The organism is Streptomyces sp. NPDC001157, assembly GCF_053598255.1.
The window spans coordinates 313,436-334,067 of the sequence record NZ_JBSFJW010000004.1; the positions used below are offsets into that span (position 1 = coordinate 313,436).

Consider the following 20,632-nt stretch of genomic DNA (forward strand, 5'->3'; position numbering starts at 1 on the left):
GATCCGAGGGCTGCTAGCTTCGAAGCCTCGCACCTAACAAATGTTTGGTGGAATGGCGTTGGTTGGAAAGGTAGCTGATGCGCCCATGGGTGTCTCCACCTCGTCTCCGGAAAAGGGGATTTCCGTCTCGTCCCCTCAGGAGGGGATCTCGCTCGTCACGGTCGACTTCCCGCCGGTGAACGCGCTGCCGGTGGACGGCTGGTTCGCGCTGGCCGACGCGGTGCGCGCGGCCGGCCGCGACCCGCAGGTGCGGTGCGTGGTGCTGGCGGCGGGCGGGCGGGGGTTCAACGCGGGCGTGGACATCAAGGAGATACAGGCGCAGGGGCCGAGCGCGCTGGTCGGCGCCAACCGCGGCTGCTTCGAGGCGTTCGCCGCGGTGTACGAGTGCGCGGTGCCCGTGGTGGCGGCGGTGCAGGGCTTCTGCCTGGGCGGCGGGATCGGGCTGGTGGGGAACGCGGACATGATCGTGGCGAGCGAGGACGCCACCTTCGGGCTGCCGGAGCTGGACCGGGGCGCCCTGGGCGCGGCCACGCACCTGTCCCGGCTGGTCCCGCAGCACCTGATGCGCGCGCTGTACTACACCTCCCGCACCGCGACCGCCGCCGAGTTGCAGGCACACGGCTCGGTGTGGCGAGTGGTGCCACGGCACGAACTGCAGGCCGCGGCCCTTGAGTTGGCGCGCGAGATAGCCGCCAAGGACGGTGAGCTGCTGCGTCTGGCCAAGGCCGCCATCAACGGCATCGACCCGGTCGACGTGCGCCGCAGCTACCGCTTCGAGCAGGGCTTCACCTACGAGGCGAACGCGGTCGGGGTGGGCGACCGGGTGCGTGACACCTTCGGCAAGGAGAAGGACGAGAGGGATGAGAGGGAGGGTGCACAGGCGTGAGTGACAAGACGATGACCGCCGAGCAGGTCGTCTCCCGTCTGCAGAGCGGCATGACCCTCGGCATCGGCGGCTGGGGTTCACGACGCAAACCCATGGCCCTGGTCAGGGCACTGCTGCGGTCCGGTATCGACAACCTGACCGTCATCTCGTACGGCGGCCCGGACGTCGGCATGCTCGCGGCCGCCGGACGGATCCGGAAACTGGTGGCGCCCTTCGTCACCCTGGACTCCATCCCCCTCGAACCGCACTACCGCGCGGCCCGCGAGGGCGGTGCCTTCGAGCTGATGGAGATCGACGAGGCGATGTTCATGTGGGGGTTGCACGCGGCGGCGAACCGGCTGCCGTTCCTGCCGGTGCGCGCCGGGATCGGCTCGGACGTGATGCGGGTCAACCCCGGGCTGCGGACGGTGACTTCGCCCTACGACGACGGGGAGATGTTCGTGGCGATGCCCGCCCTGCGGATGGATGCGGCCCTGGTGCACGTGGGCCGCGCCGACCGGCTGGGCAACGGGCAGTATCTGGGCCCGGACCCGTACTTCGACGACCTGTTCTGCGGGGCGGCGGACGCGGCGTACATGTCGTGCGAACGGATCGTCGACACGGCCGAGTTGACGAAGGAGGCCGCACTGCAGACCTTGCTGATCAAGCGGCACACGGTGGCGGGCGTCGTCGAGGCGCCGAACGGGGCGCACTTCACCTCCTGCGCGCCGGACTACGCGCGGGACGAGGCCTTCCAGAAGATGTACGCGTCCACGCCGTGGCCGGACTTCGCCGCACGGTTCCTGGCCGGGGACGAGCAGGCGTATCAGTCGGCGGTCGGGGAGGAGTCATGACGGACGTCACCCGCGCCGAGTACTGCGTGATCGCCTGCGCCGAGGCCTGGCGGGGCAACGGTGAGGTGCTCGCCAGCCCCATGGGGCTGATCCCGTCCATCGGCGCCCGTCTCGCCCGGCTCACCTTCTCCCCGGATCTGCTGCTGACCGACGGCGAGGCGATACTCGTCCGCCCGGACGGGACCCCGGAGGGCTGGCTGCCGTACCGGCAGCACCTTGCCCTGGTCTCCAGTGGCCGCCGGCACGTGATGATGGGCGCGAGCCAGATCGACCGGTTCGGCAACCAGAACATCTCGTGCATCGGCGACTGGGAACGGCCGATACGGCAGCTGCTCGGGGTGCGGGGCGCACCGGTCAACACCCTGAACAACCCGACGAGTTACTGGGTACCGAGGCATTCGCGGCGCGTGTTCGTCGAGAAGGTCGACATGGTCTGCGGTGTCGGATACGACCGGGCGGCCGGTGCGCGCTACCACCGCATCCCGTATGTCGTCTCCGATCTGGGCGTCTTCGACTTCGCCACCCCCGACCACTCGATGCGGCTCGCTTCAGTGCACCCGGGTGTCACGGTGGAGCAGGTCAGGGAGGCGACGGGCTTCGATCTGGCCGTCGCGGACGAGGTGCCGCCGACGCGTGAGCCGACCGCCGAGGAGCTGCGGCTGATCCGCGAGGTGATCGACCCGGCCGGCAGCCGTGCCAGGGAGGTCCGTGAGTGATGGAGACGGCCCTCACCCGACTGGTCGGGGTCCGGCATCCGATCGTGCAGACGGGCATGGGGTGGGTGGCGGGCCCGCGTCTGGTCTCCGCTTCGGCGAACGCGGGCGCGCTGGGCATCCTGGCCTCCGCGACCATGACGGCCGACCGGCTGCGCGAGGCGATACGGGAGGTCAAGTCCCGCACCCAGGAGCCCTTCGGGGTCAATCTGCGGGCCGACGCCTCGGATGCCGGCGACCGGGTGCGGATCCTGATCGAGGAGGGCGTGCGGGTCGCCTCCTTCGCCCTCGCGCCCTCCGCCGAGCTGATCGCGGAGCTGAAGGAGGCGGGCGTGGTCGTCATCCCCTCCATAGGGGCCCGCCGGCACGCCGAGAAGGTAGCGGCCTGGGGCGCGGACGCGGTGATCGTGCAGGGCGGCGAGGGTGGTGGGCACACCGGCGAGGTCGCCACGACGGTACTGCTGCCGCAGGTGGTGGACGCGGTGCGGATACCGGTGGTGGCGGCGGGCGGCTTCTTCGACGGGCGGGGGCTGGTCGCGGCGCTGGCGTACGGGGCGGCAGGGATCGCGATGGGCACGCGATTCCTGCTGACCTCGGACTCGACGGTGCCGGACGCGGTGAAGGCGCGGTATCTGGCGGCGACCGTGCGGGACGTCACCGTGACCAGGGCGGTGGACGGTCTGCCGCACCGGATGCTGCGCACGGACCTGGTGGACTCCCTGGAGAACTCCGGCCGCGCGAAGGCCCTCTTCCATGCGGTCCGCCGGGCGGCAGGCTTCCGGAAGCTGTCCGGGCTGACCTGGCGGCAGATGGTGCGCGACGGGCTCGCCATGAAGCACGGCAAGGACCTCACCTGGAGTCAGGTCCTGCTCGCCGCGAACACGCCCATGCTGCTCAGGTCTGCCATGGTGGACGGCCGTACGGACCTCGGGGTGATGGCGTCGGGGCAGGTCGCCGGGGTGATCGGGGATCTGCCGTCGTGTGCGGAGCTGGTGGCCGGCGTCATTGACCAAGCAGCGGAAATCATCGGCAAGTTGACGTCCGGCGATGCTTGACCGCTCGCCGGCCCGTCACGGCCTCTTGATGATCGTCACGTTGGCTCACCGCCCTCGCCCACCGGCGCACCCTCGAACGGCCCCCTCACACCGCCCGCCCCCGGGCCCACACGCTTCGCGCCCCCGCGCCGCCCCTCCGCCCAAGTGGCTCGCTGAGCACTCGCCGCCCGCCTCACAGCCTCTCAATGATCGTCACGTTGGCCTGGCCGCCGCCCTCGCACATCGTCTGGAGGCCGAAACGGCCGCTGGTGCGTTCCAGTTCGTGCAGGAGGGTCGTCATGAGCTTGACGCCCGTCGCGCCCAGGGGATGGCCGAGGGCGATCGCGCCGCCGTTGGCGTTGACCTTGTCCGGGTCGGCGCCGGTCTCCTTCAGCCAGGCCAGGACGACCGGCGCGAAGGCCTCGTTGATCTCGACGAGGTCGATGTCGTCGATCGACAGACCGGTCTTCTTCAGGGCGTGGGCGGTGGCCGGTATCGGGGCGGAGAGCATGCGGATCGGGTCCTCGCCGCGCACGGAGAGGTGGTGCACGCGTGCGCGTGGCGTCAGTCCGTGCTCGCGCACCGCCCGCTCCGAGGCCAGCAGCATCGCCGCCGCTCCGTCGGAGACCTGCGAGGAGCAGGCGGCGGTGATGGTGCCGCCGACGAGGACGGGCCCCAGCCCGGCCATCTTCTCCAGGGAGGTGTCCCGGCGCGGGCCCTCGTCGACGGCGACCGGGCCGAGGGCGACGGTCTCGCGGTCGAAGCGGCCCTCGTCGATGGCCCGCAGCGCCCGCTGGTGGGACCTGAGCGCGAACTCCTCCTGGTCCTGGCGGCTGATTCCCCACTTCGCGGCGATCATCTCGGCTCCGACGAACTGGTTCACCGGCTGGTCCCCGTACCGGGCGCGCCAGCCCTCGCTGCCCGCGAAGGGCCCCTCGGTGAACCCCAGGGGCTCGGCGGCCTGGCGGGTCGCGAAGGCGATGGGGATCTGCGACATGTTCTGCACGCCGCCCGCGACCACCAGGTCCTGCGTGCCCGACAGCACGGCCTGCGCCGCGAAGTGCACGGCCTGCTGCGAGGACCCGCACTGCCGGTCGACCGTCACGCCCGGCACCTCCTCGGGCAGCCCCGCCGCCAGCCAGCAGGTCCGCGCGATGTCCCCGGCCTGCGGCCCCACCGCGTCCAGACAGCCGAACACGACGTCCTCGACAGCGGCCGGGTCCACGCCCGAGCGGGCCATCAGCTCCTTCAGCACATGTGCACCGAGGTCGGCAGGATGGACGCCGCTCAGTCCGCCCCCACGCCGCCCGACGGGCGTACGGACCGCTTCGACGATATAGGCCTCGGCCATGGCAACTCCCCAGCCTTCCCCATGAGTTACGTGCGTACGGCGATCCCGTCCAGCACCATCGACAGGTACTGCCGGGCGATCTCCTCCGGGCTGTGCTGCCCGCCGGGCCGGTACCAGGACGCGGCCACCCACACGGTGTCGCGCACGAACCGGTAGGTGAGCCGGACGTCCAGGTCGGCCCGGAAGACCTGGGCGGCGACCCCGCGCTCCAGCGTGGCCAGCCACGCCTTCTCGAACTTGCGCTGCGACTCGGCGAGGAACGCGAACCGCTCCTGCGCCAGCAGCTGCTTGCTCTCCTTCTGGTAGATCGCGACGGCGGCGCGGTGCCGGTCGATCTCCCTGAACGACTCCGTGACCAGGGCCTCCAGGGTCTCCCGCGGCCCCAGCTCGGCGTCCAGGACGGAGTCGTAGCCGCCCCAGAGCTCGTCGAGGAAGGTGCGCAGGATCTCCTCCAGCATCGATTCCTTGGAGTCGAAGTGGTAGTAGAGGCTGCCCGCGAGCATGCCCGCGTGGTCCGCGATCTTGCGTACGGTGGTGGCGTTGTAGCCCTGCTCGGCGAAGACCTCCGCGGCGGTGTCGAGGAGTTCACGGCGCCGCGCGGGTGCGGCGGTCACCTGGGGCTTCTTCTTGGTCGGCACAGGTCCATTGTCGTCCGCTCCGGTCCTCAGGCGTGCTGGCTGCTGACGGAGACGACTTCTCCGGTCATGTACGAGGAGTAGCCGGACGCCAGGAACACGATCACGTTGGCCACTTCCCAGGGCTGTGCATACCGCCCGAAGGCCTCGCGTGCGGTCAGTTCCTCCAGCAGTTCCGGCGTCGTCACCTTCACCAGATGCGGGTGCATGGCGAGGCTCGGCGAGACCGCGTTGACCCGCACCCCGTACTCGGCGGCCTCGATCGCCGCACACCGGGTCAGCGCCATCACGCCCGCCTTCGCCGCGGCGTAGTGGGCCTGGCCGGCCTGGGCGCGCCAGCCGACCACGGAGGCGTTGTTGACGATCACGCCGCCCCGCCCGTCCGCCCGCATCAGCCGCAACGCCGACCGTGTGCACCGGAACGTGCCGTTCAACGTCACGTCGAGGACGCGGGCCCACTGCTCGTCGCTCATGTCGACGAGGTCCGAAGTGCCGCCCAGACCGGCGTTGTTGACCACGACGTCCAGCCGCCCGTGCTCCCGCACGGCGGCCTCGAACAGCGCCTGCACCTGGCCCTCGTCGGTGACGTCGCAGGGCAGGGCGGCGACCGATGCGGCCCCGAACTCGCCGGCGAGCTCGGCCTCGTACTCCTTGAGGCGCCGCACATGCGCGTCGCCGATCAGCACGCGTGCGCCCTCCTCCAGGAAGCGCCGCGCGGTCGCGCCGCCGATGCCCGCTCCGGCCGCCGCGGTGATGACGGCGGTGCGTCCCTTCAGCAGCCCGTGCCCCGGCTCGTACACGGGACTCTCGACGACTGTCATAGCCCCACGCTAACCTACCAAACACTTGTTAGGGAAGGATGGCAGCCGATGGATCTCGCCTTCACGCAGGAAGAGGAGGCCTTTCGCACCGAGGCCCGGGCGTGGCTCGCGGACCGGGTGCCGCGCGCTCCCCTGCCGTCCCTGGAGACCGCGGAGGGCTTCGCGGCCCACCGGTCCTGGGAGGCCGAACTGGCCGCGGACCACTGGTCGGTCGTCAACTGGCCGACGGCGTACGGCGGAAGGGACTCCGGCCTGATCCGATGGCTGATCTTCGAGGAGGAGTACTGGGCGGCGGGGGCCCCGGCCCGGGTCGGTCAGAACGGGATCAGTCTGCTCGCACCGACCCTGTTCGAACACGGCACCGAGGAGCAGAGAGCACGCGTGCTGCCGCCCATGGCCACGGGCGAGGTGGTGTGGGCGCAGGCCTGGTCGGAGCCGGAGGCGGGCTCGGACCTGGCCTCCCTGCGGTCGAAGGCGGTGCGCACGGACGGCGGCTGGCTGCTGAGCGGGCACAAGACATGGTCGTCGCGGGCCGCCTTCGCGGACCGTGCCTTCGGCCTGTTCCGCAGCGACCCGGGCACGCCGAAGCCCCACCAGGGGCTGACCTATCTGATGTTCGACCTGCGCGCACCCGGCGTCACCGTCCGCCCGGTCGGCCGCCTCGACGGGAAACCGGCGTTCGCCGAGCTGTTCCTTGACGAGGTGTTCGTACCGGACGAGGACGTGATCGGCGCACCCGGCGAGGGCTGGCGGATCGCGATGTCGACGGCGGGCAACGAGCGGGGGCTGATGCTCCGCTCCCCCGGCCGCTTCCTGGCTGCGGCGGAACGGCTGCGCCACCTCTGGCAGCAACAGGGGTGCCCGCCCTCCGCCCAGGCCCAGGTGGCGGACGCCCTGATCGGCGCGCGGGCCTACCAACTGTTCACCTTCGCCGCCGCCTCCCGCTTCCTGGAGGGCGGCTCCATCGGCCCGGAGTCCAGTCTGAACAAGGTCTTCTGGTCCGAGTACGACATCGCGCTGCACGAGACGGCCCTCGATCTGCTCGGCGAACAGGCCGAGACGGCGGACTCGGAGTGGGCCGAGGGCTATGTCTTCTCCCTGGCCGGCCCGATCTACGCGGGCACGAACGAGATCCAGCGCGACATCATCGCCGAGCGCCTGCTCGGCCTGCCGAAGGGGCGCCGCTGATGACTCCGCCGGGTGCGCCGCGACGGGTCGTGTGTCGCCCGCGGGGCGATGGTGGCTGGTCGCGCCCACGCGGCGGTAGCCGCATGTTCAGCACAGTCCCGCGCCCCTTTGGGGCGCTTCCGAACCGCAGCGCCCTGAAGGGACGGCACTGATGCATTTCCTCCTCGACGCCGATCAGCGGGCCTTCGCCGCCTCCCTCAAAGCGATGCTGACGGCCGCAAAAACGCCTTCGGCGGTACGGGACTGGAGCCGAGGCAAGCACACCAGCGGCCGCGCACTGTGGTCCCGTCTCGCGGACGCGGGCGTCTTCGCCCTCGCGGTCCCCGAGGAGTACGGCGGCCTGGGGCCGCGTCCGGTCGAACTCGCCGTCGCGTTCGTCGAGTTGGGGCGGCATGCGGTGGCGGGCCCACTGGTGGAGACGGTCGCGGCGGCCGCCCTGCTCGCCGCACTGGACGACGCGGGCCCGGCCAAACGCCTGCTGCCCGCGCTGGCCTCGGGCGAGTCGGCGGCGACGCTCGCGACGGGGCCGTATGCGCTGGACGCGGACATGGCGGACGTACGGCTGACCGTGGCGCCAGGAAGCACCGAGCTGCGCCTCGCTCCCCCGCCCGGCCGCCCGCACCCCTCCCTCGACCCCGCCCGCCGCCTCTTCGCGCCGGCCCCCGGCGGGGAACTGCTCGCCACGGGTCCGCAGGTCTCCGAAGCCGTCGCCCACGGCCTGACCTGGGGTCGTCTCGCCACCGCCGCCCAGTGCCTCGGCATCGGACTGGCCCTCCTGGACAGAACCGTCGCCTACGTCGGGCAGCGCACCCAGTTCGGTGTCCCCATAGGCTCCTTCCAGGCCGTCAAGCATCAACTGGCCGACGCGAAGATCGCGTTGGAGTTCGCCCGCCCCCTCCTGTTCTCTGCCGCGCTCACCATGACCCCTGCCGACGTGGCCGCCGCCAAGGTCACGGCATCCGAGGCGGCGTACGCCACCGCCCGTACGGCGCTGCAGCTGCACGGCGCGATCGGCTACACCGCGGAGTACGACCTGTCCCTGTGGCTGACCAAGGCCCGCGCCCTGCGCACCGCGTGGGGCGGGCCCGAGGAGTGCCGGGCCCTGGTCCTCAGTGGTGGTGATCGCCGCTGGTGAGTTCCCGGTACTCCTCCACCGTCGGCTTCGGGATGTGCGACTCCGAGCCGAACATCAGCCGGGCCAGCCGGGCGCGCACCCGCTGCCGCGGCTTGACCGGCCGCCGTACGCCGTTCGCGTCGACGAGCGGGCCGATCTCGTAGGGCGGGTTCTGCTCGTGCTGGGTGAGGGTGAACAGCTGGGCCTGCGCGAGGGGCTCGTGGACCTCGACGAACTCGCCGTGCGGGAGCCGTTTGATGGTGCCGCTCTCCCTGCCGTGCAGCACCTTGTCCCGGTCCCGGCGTTGCAGGCCCATGCAGACCCGTTTGGTGACGAGGAACGTGACGACCGGCGCCACGAAGAACGAGACCCGCACGAACCAGGTGATGGAGTTGATGGACAGATGCAGATGCGTGGCCACGATGTCGTTGCCGCCGCCGATCAGCAGGACGACGTACAGGGCCAGCCAGGCCGCGCCCAGTCCGGTGCGGACGGGCATGTTGCGCGGCCGGTCCAGGATGTGGTGCTCGCGTTTGTCGCCGGTGATCCATGCCTCGAGGAAGGGATAAAGGCCGAGGGCGAGCAGGAGCAGCGGGAAGAGCGAGAAGGGGATGAAGACGCCGAGCTCCAGGGTGTGGCCCCAGAAGTTGAGCTCCCATCCCGGCATCACCCGGATCAGGCCCTCGGAGAAGCCGAGATACCAGTCGGGCTGGGCGCCCGTGGTCACCAGGTCAGGACGGTAGGGGCCGAAGGCCCACACAGGGTTGATGCTGGCGATGCCGCCCATGAGCGCCAGCACGCCGAAGACCAGGAAGAAGAAACCGCCCGCCTTCGCCATGTAGACCGGCAGGAAGGGCATGCCGACCACGGTCTTCTGGTCCCGTCCGGGCCCCGGGTACTGGGTGTGCTTGTGGTAGAAGACCAGGATCAGATGGGCGACGACCAGGCCCAGCATGATCCCCGGCAGCAGCAGGACATGGACGGGGAAGAGCCGCGAGATGATGTCGTGCCCCGGGAACTCCCCGCCGAACAGGAACATCGACAGATACGTCCCGACGATCGGGACGGAGAGGATCGCGCCGTCGGCGAAGCGGATGCCGGTGCCGGACAGCAGGTCGTCGGGGAGCGAGTAGCCGGTCAGGCCGGTGATGATGCCGAGGAACAGCAGGGTCCAGCCGAACAGCCAGTTGAGCTCGCGCGGCTTGCGGAACGCGCCGGTGAAGAACACCCGCATCATGTGTACGAGCATGCCGGTGACGAAGACCAGCGCCGCCCAGTGGTGGATCTGCCGGATCAACAGCCCGCCGCGAACGTCGAAGCTGATGTCGAGCGTGGACTCGTAGGCCCGGGTCATCGGGACGCCGTTGAGCGGGACGTACGAGCCGTGGTAGATCACCTCGACGCCGCTCGGTTCGAAGAACAGGGTGAGATAGATACCGGTGAGGATCAGGATGAGAAAGCTGTAGAGGCAGATCTCCCCCAGCATGAAGGACCAGTGGTCCGGGAAGACCTTGCGCATGTTGGCCTTGGCCAGCCCGTACAGGCCCAGCCGTCCGTCGGCCCAGTCCGCCAGCTTCTCACCCGTGCGCGCCGGCTCCCTGCGCGTGGAGCCGGCCGCCTCGTTCCCCGATCGTGCGCCGTCCATATGTTCGTCGCCTCCCCGTCGGATCATCCTCAGGGTGGCACGGCGTCCCGGGTAAGCCAACGGTGACAGCAGCCGTACGAGTGACTCGCGTCCTCGCGGGCTCTCAGGCGGGACGCACGATCCCCTGGGCCCGCGCGGCGGCCAGCCACATGGGGAACTCGCCGACAAGCCGGTCGTACAGCTCGGCGTCGGTCACCCGCCCCGGATCGGATCCGGCGTGGAAGAACCCGGCGTTGTCGACGACCCGCTTGTGCGGCACCGCCAGCTCGTCGAGCTTGCGCAGGAAGTCGAACTGCTTGCTGCCCGGGTCCCCGAAGCCCACGAACTGCCAGAACAGCGGCAGCCGGGCCGCCTTGCACAGATAGCGCTCCGCGGCGAGCTTGTTGATCGGGCCGCCGTCGGTCTGGAAGACGACCAGGGCGGGGGCGGTCGAACCGCTGTCGAGGTAGTGGTCGATGACCGCGTCCATCGCCAGGTGGTAGCTGGTCTTGCCCATGTGCCCGAGCCCGGCCACGATCTTCTCGATCCGGCCCTCGTGACCGGCGAGCGCGATGTCCGTCTCGGCGTCGACGTCCGTCGAGAAGAAGACCACCGGTACGCGCCCGTCGTCGTCGAGATGCGCGGACAGCCCCAGCACCCGGTCGGCGAGGGCCTGCACACTGCCGTCCTTGTAGTACGGCTTCATCGACCCGGAGTAGTCGACTACGAGGTACACCGCCGCCCGCAGCCCGTCCAGCCCGTGCTTCTGGAGTGACACCCCGGCGCTCTTGTACAGGCTGACCAGCGCGGGCGCGGTCTCCTCGACCTTGCGGAGACTGATCGCGGCCATGCTCCCCCCTTCGTTCGTGCCGAGGTTACGTCACGCCCACCCCACCCCTCTCACCACCCACAGCCGTTCGCTATTTTGTTCGCCGCCGTCCCCACCGGCTCGCCGCCCGTCCCACCCCCCTCCGAGGAGCCGGCTGTGGAATCCGAGTCCACCGTCACCACCTGCTACCGCCATCCCAAGGTGGAGTCCCTCGTCCGCTGCACCCGCTGCGACCGGTACATCTGCCCGGACTGCATGCGGGAGGCGGCCGTCGGCCACCAGTGCGTGGAGTGCGTGAGGGAGGGCGCGCGGTCGGTACGTCAGGCGCGCACGGCGTTCGGCGGCCGGATCACCTCGGCGCCGGTCGTGACGTACGTCCTGATCGGGCTCAATGTGCTCGCGTATCTGGGCGAGTTGGTGCGGTCGTCGGTCGTGGACCGGTTCGAGATGCTGGGCCGCGGGCTGGTGGGACCGGACGGCGGCCACTACATGTGGGTGGCCAACCACCCCTCGGACTACCACGCCGAAGGGGTCGTCGCCGGTGAGTGGTACCGCCTGCTGACCGGCGCGTTCCTTCATCTGCCGGTCACCGGGGGCACGTTCGGGATCCTGCACATCGTGATGAACATGGTGTCGCTGTGGAACATCGGCCGGGTGGTGGAGTCGCAGTTGGGCCGTATCCGCTACATCACGCTCTACCTGCTGTCCGCGCTCGGCGGCTCGGCCCTCGTGCTGCTGATCGCGCCCGACACCCCCACCCTCGGCGCCTCCGGCGCGATCTTCGGGCTCGGGGCGGCGTACTACGTGATGGCCCGCCGTCTCGGCGCCGACATGAGCCAGGTCAACCGTTTCATGGCGGGCCTGCTGCTGTGGCTGCTGATCTCCGCGGGCCTCACCTCCTGGCAGGGCCACCTCGGCGGCCTGCTGGCCGGCGGCGTGGTGACACTGGCGTACGCGTACGCGCCGCGTGACGGCCGCCGCAACCTCGTCCAGGCGGGTGCCTGCTTCGCCCTGCTGGCGCTCCTTGTGATCCTGACGGTCGCGAAGGTCACTGAACTGGCGGTCTGACCTGGAATCACCCGGAATCACCCGGCCGTACCCTTTCGCTATGAAACGTGCCGGGTTCCTCCTGTTCGCGGCCCTACCCGCGGTCGTCACGGGCGTGGTCTATGTCCTCTCGCCCGCCGAATCCTCCGGCGGGAGCGGGAGCAGGACCCCGACCAGCGCCGCGCAGAAGGCCCGCCAGATCGCCAAGAGCCGGGCCGAGCACGAGAGCGCGGAGGACGAGGAGGTGATCGCCGACCTGCCGGCCGGCCTCGCCGCCCCCGCCAAGAAGGAGCTGGCCCAGGAGCTCGTGGCCAGCGCCGAGAACTCGACGCTGGACTGGCACAGTGCCTACGGCTACATCGAGGACATCGACGACGGCCAGGGCTACACCGCCGGCATCGTCGGCTTCTGCACGGGTACCCACGACCTGCTCGCGCTCGTCGAGCGCTACACCGAGGACCATCCCGACAACGGCCTCGCCGAATACCTGCCCGCCCTGCGCGAGGTCGACGGTACGGACTCCCACGAGGGCCTGGACCCGGGCTTCACCGCCGCCTGGAAGGCCGAGGCGGAGCTGCCCGCGTTCCGGAAGGCCCAGGACGAGGAGCGCGACCGCGTCTACTTCGACCCGGCCGTCCGCCTCGCCAAGCTGGACGGGCTCGGCACACTCGGCCAGTTCGTCTACTACGACGCCATGGTCCAGCACGGCCCCGGCACCGGCCCGAACAGCTTCTACGGCCTGCGCGAACAGGCGATGGGCGAGGCGGACCTCCCCTCACAGGGCGGCTCCGAGAAGGACTACCTGGACGTCTTCCTCGACATCCGCGTCGAGGCCATGCAAACCGCGCGTCCGGACATCGACACCAGCCGCGTCGACACGGCCCAGCGGCAGTTCCTGTACGCCGGGAACCTGGCCCTTACGACGCCGCTGACGTGGAAGGTGTACGGGGAGACGTACAAGGTGCCGTAGCCCACCCCGCCCGGCGGCCGACCGCAGACGTGCGACGGCGCCTGCCATCGTCCGGTCGGGGACAGGGCAAGCGCCGTTGCGGTGTTCCGTACGCCTTTGTACGGGACGTATATGAGGGACCGTCAGGCCATCAGGGCCCGGTCCGTCGGGCGGATCGGGGCCGGCAGGTCGCTGGCGCCCGTCAGGAAGCGGTCGGTGCCGCGGGCGGCCGAGCGGCCCTCCGCGATCGCCCACACGATGAGGGACTGGCCGCGGCCCGCGTCACCGGCGACGAACACGCCGGGGACGTTGGTCTGGAAGTCGGCGTCGCGGGCGATGTTGCCGCGCTCGTCGAGCTCCAGGCCGAACTGCTCGACCAGACCGTTCTCCCGGTCGGTGCCCGTGAAGCCCATCGCCAGGGTGACCAGCTGGGCGGGGATCTTGCGCTCCGTGCCCGGCTTCGGGGTCAGCTTGCCGTCGATGAACTCGACCTCGGTCAGGTGCAGCCACTGGACGTTGCCGTCCTCGTCGCCCTCGAAGTGGGTGGTGGAGACGGAGTAGACCCGCTCACCGCCCTCCTCGTGCGCGGAGGTGACCTTGTAGAGCATCGGGAAGGTCGGCCACGGCTGGGAGACCGGGTTCCGCTCGTCGCCCGGGCGGGGCATGATCTCCAGCTGGGTGACGGAGGCCGCGCCCTGGCGGTGGGCGGTGCCCACGCAGTCCGCGCCGGTGTCGCCGCCGCCGATGACCACGACGTGCTTGCCCTCGGCCGAGATCGGGGAGGTGACGTAGTCGCCCTCCTGGACCTTGTTCGACAGGGGCAGGTACTCCATCGCCTGGTAGATGCCCTTGAGCTCGCGGCCGGGCACCGGGAGGTCACGGGCGGTCGTCGCACCGGCGGCGATGACGACCGCGTCGTACCGCTTCTTCAGGTCGGTCGCCTTGAGGTCGCGGCCGATCTCGATCCCGGTACGGAAGCGGGTGCCCTCCGCGCGCATCTGCTCGATACGGCGGTTGATGTGCCGCTTCTCCATCTTGAACTCGGGGATGCCGTACCGGAGAAGGCCTCCGATGCGGTCCGCGCGCTCGTAGACGGCGACGGTGTGACCGGCCCGGGTCAGCTGCTGGGCGGCGGCCAGGCCCGCGGGGCCCGAGCCGATGACCGCGACCGTCTTGCCCGAGAGGCGCTCGGGGATCTGCGGGGCGACATCCCCGGTCTCCCACGCCTTGTCGATGATCGAGACCTCGACGTTCTTGATGGTCACCGGCGGCTGGTTGATGCCCAGCACACACGCCGACTCGCACGGAGCGGGGCACAGCCGGCCCGTGAACTCCGGGAAGTTGTTCGTCGCGTGCAGACGCTCCGACGCGGCCGACCAGTCCTCGCGGTAGGCGTAGTCGTTCCACTCGGGGATGAGGTTGCCCAGCGGACAGCCGTTGTGGCAGAAGGGGATGCCGCAGTCCATGCACCGGCTGGCCTGCTTGCTGATGATCGGCAGCAGGGAACCGGGGACGTAGACCTCGTTCCAGTCCTTCAGACGCTCCTCGACCGGGCGGGACTTGGCGACCTCACGGCCGTGGTTCAGGAAGCCCTTCGGGTCAGCCATTGATCGCCGCCTCCATCATCTTCTCGGTGATCTCGGACTCGGAGAGTCCCGCCTGCTCGGCGGCGTCCTTGGCGGCGAGCACTGCCTTGTACGTGCTGGGGATGATCTTGCTGAAGCGCTCGACCGCGGTGTCCCACTCGGCCAGGAGCTTCTCGGCGACCGTGGAGCCGGTCTCCTCCTGGTGGCGGCGCACCACGTCGTGCAGCCACTGCTTGTCGGTCTCGTCCAGAGCCTCGACGGCGTTGACGTTGCCGACGTTGACGTTGTCGACGTTCAGGTCGACGACGTACGCGATGCCGCCCGACATACCGGCCGCGAAGTTGCGGCCCGTCTCGCCGAGGACCACCGCGCGACCGCCGGTCATGTACTCGCAGCCGTGGTCGCCCACGCCCTCGGAGACGACCGTCGCGCCGGAGTTGCGGACACAGAACCGCTCGCCGGTACGACCGCGCAGGAACAGCTCGCCGCCGGTCGCGCCGTAGGCGATGGTGTTGCCCGCGATCGTCGAGTACTCGGCGAGGTGGTCGGCGCCCCGGTCCGGGCGGACGATCACACGGCCGCCGGAGAGGCCCTTGCCGACGTAGTCGTTGGCGTCGCCCTCCAGGCGCAGCGTGACACCGCGCGGCAGGAAGGCGCCGAAGGACTGGCCCGCGGAGCCGGTGAAGGTGATGTCGATGGTGTCGTCGGGCAGGCCCGCGCCACCGAACTTCTTCGTCACCTCGTGGCCGAGCATCGTGCCGACCGTGCGGTTGATGTTGCGGATGCTCACCTGCGCACGCACCGGCTGGGCGTCGGTGGCGGAGTCCGCGGCCAGGGCGTCGGCGGCGAGCTTGATCAGCTCGTTGTCGAGCGCCTTCTCCAGGCCGTGGTCCTGGGCGATGACCTGGTGGCGCACCGCGCCTTCGGGCAGCGAGGGCACGTGGAACAGCGGCTCCAGGTTCAGGCCCTGTGCCTTCCAGTGGTCGACGGCACGCGTGACGTCGAGCGCCTCGGCGTGGCCGACGGCCTCCTCGATGGAGCGGAAGCCCAGCTCGGCGAGGATCTCGCGGACCTCTTCGGCGATGTACTGGAAGAAGTTGACGACGTACTCGGCCTTGCCGGAGAACCGGTCCCTGAGGGTCGGGTTCTGGGTGGCGATGCCGACCGGGCAGGTGTCCAGGTGGCAGACGCGCATCATGACGCAGCCGGAGACGACGAGCGGCGCGGTCGCGAAACCGAACTCCTCGGCGCCGAGCAGCGCGGCGATGACGACGTCACGGCCGGTCTTCAGCTGACCGTCGGTCTGGACGACGATGCGGTCGCGCAGGCCGTTGAGCAGCAGGGTCTGCTGGGTCTCGGCGAGACCCAGCTCCCAGGGACCGCCCGCGTGCTTCAGGGAGGTCAGCGGGGAGGCACCCGTACCACCGTCGTGACCCGAGATCAGCACCACGTCGGCGTGCGCCTTGGAGACACCCGCGGCGACCGTACCGACGCCGACCTCCGAGACCAGCTTCACGTGAATCCGCGCCTGCGGGTTCGCGTTCTTCAGGTCGTGGATCAGCTGGGCCAGGTCCTCGATGGAGTAGATGTCGTGGTGCGGCGGCGGGGAGATCAGACCGACACCCGGGGTCGAGTGACGGGTCTTGGCGACCCACGGGTACACCTTGTGGCCGGGCAGCTGGCCGCCCTCGCCGGGCTTGGCGCCCTGGGCCATCTTGATCTGGATGTCGTCGGCGTTGACCAGGTACTCGGAGGTCACACCGAAGCGGCCGGAGGCCACCTGCTTGATGGCGCTGCGCCGGGCCGGGTCGTAGAGACGGTCCGGGTCCTCGCCGCCCTCACCGGTGTTGGACTTGCCGCCCAGCTGGTTCATGGCGATGGCGAGCGTCTCGTGCGCCTCGCGCGAGATGGAGCCGTACGACATGGCGCCGGTGGAGAAGCGCTTGACGATCTCGGAGACCGGCTCGACCTCGTCGATGGAGATCGAGGGGCGGTCCGACTTGAAGCCGAACAGACCGCGGAGCGTCATCAGGCGCTCGGACTGCTCGTTGACGCGCTCGGTGTACTTCTTGAAGACGTCGTAGCGGCCGGTGCGGGTGGAGTGCTGGAGGCGGAAGACCGTCTCCGGGTCGAACAGGTGCGGCTCACCCTCGCGGCGCCACTGGTACTCGCCCCCTATGTCGAGAGCGCGGTGGGCCGGCGCGATGCCGGAGGCCGGGTACGCCTTCGCGTGGCGGGCGGCGACCTCCTTGGCGATGACGTCGATGCCGACGCCGCCGATCTTGGTGGCCGTGCCGTTGAAGTACTTCTCGACGAAGGCCTCGTCGAGACCGACGGCCTCGAAGACCTGGGCGCCGCGGTAGGAGGCGACGGTCGAGATGCCCATCTTGGACATGACCTTCAGAACGCCCTTGCCGAGGGCGTAGATCAGGTTGCGGATGGCCTGCTCGGGCTCTATGTCCGAGAGGAAGGTACCCGCGCGGACCAGGTCCTCGACGGACTCCATCGCCAGGTACGGGTTGACGGCCGCGGCACCGAAGCCGATGAGCAGGGCGACGTGGTGGACCTCGCGGACGTCGCCGGCCTCGACCAGCAGGCCCACGTGGGTGCGCTGCTTGGTGCGGATGAGGTGGTGGTGGACGGCCGCGGTGAGCAGCAGCGACGGGATCGGCGCGTGCTCGGCGTCCGAGTGGCGGTCCGACAGCACGATCAGCCGGGCGCCGTTCTCGATGGCGGCGTCGGCCTCGGCGCAGATCTCGTCGATGCGCGCGGCGAGGGCGTCACCGCCGCCGGAGACCCGGTACAGGCCGGACAGCGTCGCGGCCTTGAAGCCGGGCATGTCGCCGTCGGCGTTGATGTGGATGAGCTTGGCCAGCTCGTCGTTGTCGATGACCGGGAAGGGCAGGGTGACCGAGCGGCACGAAGCGGCCGTCGGCTCCAGCAGGTTGCTCCCCGGGCCGAGGGACGAGCGCAGCGAGGTGACGAGCTCCTCGCGGATCGCGTCCAGCGGCGGGTTGGTGACCTGCGCGAACAGCTGCGTGAAGTAGTCGAAGAGCAGCCGTGGGCGGCTGGACAGCGCGGCGATCGGCGAGTCCGTACCCATCGAACCGATCGGCTCGGCACCGGCCTTGGCCATCGGCGCGAGGATGACGCGCAGCTCCTCCTCGGTGTAACCGAAGGTCTGCTGGCGGCGGGTGACCGAGGCGTGGGTGTGGACGATGTGCTCGCGCTCGGGCAGGTCGCCCAGCTCGATCTCACCGGCCTCGATCCACTCGGCGTACGGCTGCTCGGCGGCGAGGGTCGCCTTGATCTCGTCGTCCTCGATGATGCGGTGCTCGACCGTGTCGACGAGGAACATCTTGCCGGGCTGCAGCCGGCCCTTGCGGACGACCTTGGCGGGGTCGATGTCGAGGACGCCGACCTCGGAGCCGAGGACGACCAGGCCGTCGTCGGTGACCCAGTAGCGGCCGGGGCGAAGGCCGTTGCGGTCGAGGACCGCGCCGACCTGCTTGCCGTCGGTGAAGGTGACGCAGGCCGGGCCGTCCCAGGGCTCCATCATCGTGGAGTGGAAGTTGTAGAAGGCGCGGCGGGCCGGGTCCATGGAGTCGTGGTTCTCCCACGCCTCCGGGATCATCATCAGCACGGAGTGCGGCAGCGAACGCCCGCCCAGATGCAGGAGTTCGAGCACCTCGTCGAAGGACGCGGAGTCGGAGGCGTCGGGCGTGCAGATCGGGAAGACCCGCTCCAGACCCTTGTCGCCGAAGAGGTCGGAGACCAGCTGCGACTCGCGGGCGACCATCCAGTTGCGGTTGCCCTTGACGGTGTTGATCTCACCGTTGTGCGCGACGAAGCGGTACGGGTGCGCGAGCGGCCACGACGGGAAGGTGTTCGTGGAGAAGCGCGAGTGGACCAGCGCGATGGCCGACGCGAAGCGGCGGTCGGAGAGGTCCGGGAAGAAGGGCTCCAGCTGGCCGGTGGTCAGCATGCCCTTGTAGACGATCGTGCGAGCGGAGAGCGACGGGAAGTAGACACCCACCTCACGCTCGGCGCGCTTGCGCAGCACGAAGGCCTTGCGGTCGAGGGCGATACCCGTAGCAGGCACAGCGGCGTTGTCGGTGACGAAGATCTGCCGGAAGGCGGGCATCGTCGAACGGGCGGTGGCGCCGAGCAGCTCGGGAGCGACCGGAACCTCGCGCCAGCCGAGGACGGTGAGGCCCTCGTCGGCCGCGATCGTCTCGATCTGCGAGACGGTCTCGGCCGTGCCGTCCTCCGGGAGGAAGGCGATACCGACGGCGTAGGCACCGGCCTCGGGCAGCTCGAATCCGGCCACCTCGCGGAAGAAGGTGTCGGGAACCTGGGAGAGGATGCCGGCGCCGTCACCCGAGTCGGGCTCCGAGCCGGTGGCGCCGCGGTGCTCAAGGTTGCGCAGCACCGTCAGAGCCTGTTCGACCAGGGTGTGGGACGCCTCGCCGGTGAGGGTCGCCACGAAGCCGACGCCGCACGCGTCGCGTTCGTTGCGGGGGTCGTACATACCCTGCGCAGCAGGGCGAGCATCCATGAAGGACCAGTTCTGGCCATTCGCGGAGTGCTGGGACGGCTGGCGCGGCGTACGCATCGGCTCTCCCGTCGTCGTCTCAAGTGGCTGGGGGCGCCTCCCAGGCTCTTGAGGCTCTGGGGGCGCATATTGCCGAGGGACGACGTTGGCCCTCTGCGGCGTGCAAAATTTCGTGCAGGTTACATGATGGAGCGGTTCTCGGGAACCGGGATATTCCGTTCCAGCATGCGGACACCGCGCGGCTGCAGTGCGGGTACCGCGCCTGCGGTGGAAGCTATGGGGACCGAATGAGACAGATCGATGTCCATCGGCCCGAAAGACGGGGAGGGCTGCGTCGCCCTTCCCGCGGGTGCGCGGCAGGCCTCATTGCCCACAGCGCTTACGGCTCATGCCCGGTGGTTAAGCATTCGAAACCAGCGAGTAACGGCTACTTATGCGGCCCAACGCATAACTCGTAGCCGCCTTATCCTACGGCCGTTCCGAACGCGATGCCCAGGGCGTACGTCACACCGGCCGCCGCGGCGCCCAGCGCGAGCTGCCTGAACCCGCTGAACCACCAGGTGCGCGCCGTCACCTTGGCCACCACGGCACCGCAGGCGAACAGCCCGAAGAACGCGAGCAGCAGGGCCGGCCACAGCGCGGTCGCACCGAGCAGATACGGCAGTACGGGCAGCAGGGCGCCCAGCGCGAAGGAACCGAACGAGGACACGGCGGCGACGAGCGGCGAGGGCAGATCCCCGGGGTCGATGCCGAGCTCCTCACGGGCGTGTATCTCCAGGGCCTGCTCGGGGTCCTTCGACAGCTGCCGGGCCACTTCCCGGGCCAGCTCCGGCTCGACGCCCCGGGCCTCGTAGAGTGCCGCGAGCTCGGCCTCCTCGTCCGCCGGGTGCTTCCTCAGCTCGGCCCGCTCCACATCCAGCTCGGCCTCGACGAGCTCACGCTGCGAGGCGACGGAGGTGTACTCCCCGGCGGCCATGGAGAAGGCACCGGCGGCGAGACCGGCAAGCCCGGTCAGCACGATGGTCTGCTGACCCACGGCCCCGCCGGCGACGCCGGTCATCAGCGCGAGGTTGGAGACCAGTCCGTCCATCGCACCGAAAACCGCGGGCCGCAGCCAGCCGCCGTTCACATCCCGATGCGTGTGGTTGTCGCGGTGCGCCACGTGCAGCGCGGCCTCGGTCTCGATGATCGCCATTGCGGGAGTCCCCCAGGGAAGCTAAGCCAAAGCTAACTTTGGACAAGTTCTACTCTTCGACAACAGCAAACCTACGCCCCGAATTCCCCTCCCGCCAGCAAGGAAAGGCTCGGCTAACCTGCAGCTTTACCTCTCCGTGCTCACCCGTGCACACACCCGCACAGATGTCGACCGGGTGACATGGCTCGGTCGAAGGCTCAGGTCAACCGCCGACGGTGGGACACATGGGCAAAGGGTTCGCGCCCTGTGCGAGCCCCCTCCCCGGAGAGGCC

At 69.9% G+C, this 20,632-nt stretch carries 16 protein-coding genes; 8 read left to right on the plus strand and 8 right to left on the minus strand.

What is annotated here, in order from left to right; all coding sequences use genetic code 11:
- The first annotated feature begins 85 nt into the window (after nucleotides 1-85).
- The 4 genes from ACWDAG_RS09765 to ACWDAG_RS09780 are packed head-to-tail and all read left to right on the plus strand — an operon-like array spanning nucleotide 86 to nucleotide 3,487.
- Nucleotides 86-886, plus strand: coding sequence for an enoyl-CoA hydratase family protein (locus ACWDAG_RS09765; RefSeq protein WP_450695056.1), 801 nt, complete (start codon nucleotides 86-88; stop codon nucleotides 884-886).
- Nucleotides 883-1,719, plus strand: coding sequence for a CoA transferase subunit A (locus tag ACWDAG_RS09770; RefSeq protein ID WP_450695057.1), 837 nt, complete (start codon nucleotides 883-885; stop codon nucleotides 1,717-1,719). Before ACWDAG_RS09765 ends, ACWDAG_RS09770 begins: the two co-directional genes overlap by 4 nt.
- Complete coding sequence (locus ACWDAG_RS09775) at nucleotides 1,716-2,435, plus strand: CoA-transferase subunit beta (protein ID WP_450695058.1); 720 nt, start codon at nucleotides 1,716-1,718, stop codon at nucleotides 2,433-2,435. The genes ACWDAG_RS09770 and ACWDAG_RS09775 overlap by 4 nt, the downstream gene beginning before the upstream one ends.
- Nucleotides 2,435-3,487: an NAD(P)H-dependent flavin oxidoreductase gene (locus ACWDAG_RS09780; protein ID WP_450695059.1), complete on the plus strand. Its 1,053-nt coding sequence runs from the start codon at nucleotides 2,435-2,437 to the stop codon at nucleotides 3,485-3,487. Before ACWDAG_RS09775 ends, ACWDAG_RS09780 begins: the two co-directional genes overlap by 1 nt.
- Nucleotides 3,488-3,659: 172 nt before the next feature.
- Here ACWDAG_RS09780 and ACWDAG_RS09785 read toward each other — a convergent pair whose 3' ends face one another.
- From ACWDAG_RS09785 to ACWDAG_RS09795, 3 genes are read right to left on the minus strand one after another with little or no spacing between them, the layout of a single operon-like run.
- Nucleotides 3,660-4,817, minus strand: a complete 1,158-nt coding sequence (locus ACWDAG_RS09785; protein WP_450695060.1) for an acetyl-CoA C-acetyltransferase — start codon at nucleotides 4,815-4,817, stop codon at nucleotides 3,660-3,662.
- 26 nt (nucleotides 4,818-4,843) lie between these two features.
- Complete coding sequence (locus tag ACWDAG_RS09790) at nucleotides 4,844-5,455, minus strand: TetR/AcrR family transcriptional regulator (protein ID WP_450695061.1); 612 nt, start codon at nucleotides 5,453-5,455, stop codon at nucleotides 4,844-4,846.
- A gap of 26 nt (nucleotides 5,456-5,481) precedes the next feature.
- Nucleotides 5,482-6,273 carry an SDR family oxidoreductase gene (locus ACWDAG_RS09795; protein WP_450695062.1) on the minus strand — a complete coding sequence of 264 codons (792 nt, stop codon included), beginning with the start codon at nucleotides 6,271-6,273 and terminating at the stop codon, nucleotides 5,482-5,484.
- Nucleotides 6,274-6,321: 48 nt separating this feature from the next.
- Here ACWDAG_RS09795 and ACWDAG_RS09800 point away from each other — a divergent pair, with 48 nt between their 5' ends.
- Together ACWDAG_RS09800 and ACWDAG_RS09805 are read left to right on the plus strand one after the other, a co-directional pair.
- Nucleotides 6,322-7,461 (plus strand): acyl-CoA dehydrogenase family protein, encoded by a 1,140-nt coding sequence (locus ACWDAG_RS09800; protein WP_450695063.1) that lies wholly within the window; start codon nucleotides 6,322-6,324, stop codon nucleotides 7,459-7,461.
- Between the two features lie 151 nt (nucleotides 7,462-7,612).
- A complete protein-coding gene (locus ACWDAG_RS09805; RefSeq protein ID WP_450695064.1) occupies nucleotides 7,613-8,596 on the plus strand; it encodes an acyl-CoA dehydrogenase family protein in 984 nt (327 codons plus the stop codon).
- Here the strand turns inward: ACWDAG_RS09805 and qcrB are convergent.
- Together qcrB and ACWDAG_RS09815 are read right to left on the minus strand one after the other, a co-directional pair.
- On the minus strand, nucleotides 8,571-10,220 hold the full coding sequence (qcrB, locus tag ACWDAG_RS09810) for a cytochrome bc1 complex cytochrome b subunit (RefSeq protein ID WP_450695065.1): 1,650 nt from the start codon (nucleotides 10,218-10,220) through the stop codon (nucleotides 8,571-8,573). The genes ACWDAG_RS09805 and qcrB overlap by 26 nt on opposite strands.
- Nucleotides 10,221-10,323: 103 nt before the next feature.
- The gene (locus ACWDAG_RS09815) at nucleotides 10,324-11,049 is read right to left on the minus strand and encodes a vWA domain-containing protein (protein ID WP_450695066.1); all 726 of its coding nucleotides are present in this window, start codon (nucleotides 11,047-11,049) and stop codon (nucleotides 10,324-10,326) included.
- A 135-nt stretch (nucleotides 11,050-11,184) separates the two neighbouring features.
- Here ACWDAG_RS09815 and ACWDAG_RS09820 point away from each other — a divergent pair, with 135 nt between their 5' ends.
- Entirely contained in the window at nucleotides 11,185-12,096 is a 912-nt protein-coding gene (locus ACWDAG_RS09820) for a rhomboid family intramembrane serine protease (RefSeq protein ID WP_450695067.1), read from the plus strand.
- 40 nt (nucleotides 12,097-12,136) lie between these two features.
- Entirely contained in the window at nucleotides 12,137-13,045 is a 909-nt protein-coding gene (locus tag ACWDAG_RS09825; protein ID WP_450695068.1) for a chitosanase, read from the plus strand.
- 122 nt (nucleotides 13,046-13,167) lie between these two features.
- On the opposite strand, the gene ACWDAG_RS09830 is transcribed toward ACWDAG_RS09825, so the two are convergent.
- The 3 genes from ACWDAG_RS09830 to ACWDAG_RS09840 all read right to left on the minus strand — a co-directional run bounded on the left by ACWDAG_RS09830 (nucleotide 13,168) and on the right by ACWDAG_RS09840 (nucleotide 20,360).
- Nucleotides 13,168-14,631: a glutamate synthase subunit beta gene (locus ACWDAG_RS09830; protein WP_450695069.1), complete on the minus strand. Its 1,464-nt coding sequence runs from the start codon at nucleotides 14,629-14,631 to the stop codon at nucleotides 13,168-13,170.
- The gene (gene gltB / locus ACWDAG_RS09835) at nucleotides 14,624-19,225 is read right to left on the minus strand and encodes a glutamate synthase large subunit (protein ID WP_450695070.1); all 4,602 of its coding nucleotides are present in this window, start codon (nucleotides 19,223-19,225) and stop codon (nucleotides 14,624-14,626) included. Before gltB ends, ACWDAG_RS09830 begins: the two co-directional genes overlap by 8 nt.
- Nucleotides 19,226-19,628: 403 nt before the next feature.
- Nucleotides 19,629-20,360 (minus strand): VIT1/CCC1 transporter family protein, encoded by a 732-nt coding sequence (locus ACWDAG_RS09840; protein WP_450695071.1) that lies wholly within the window; start codon nucleotides 20,358-20,360, stop codon nucleotides 19,629-19,631.
- Between the last annotated feature and the right edge of the window lie 272 nt (nucleotides 20,361-20,632).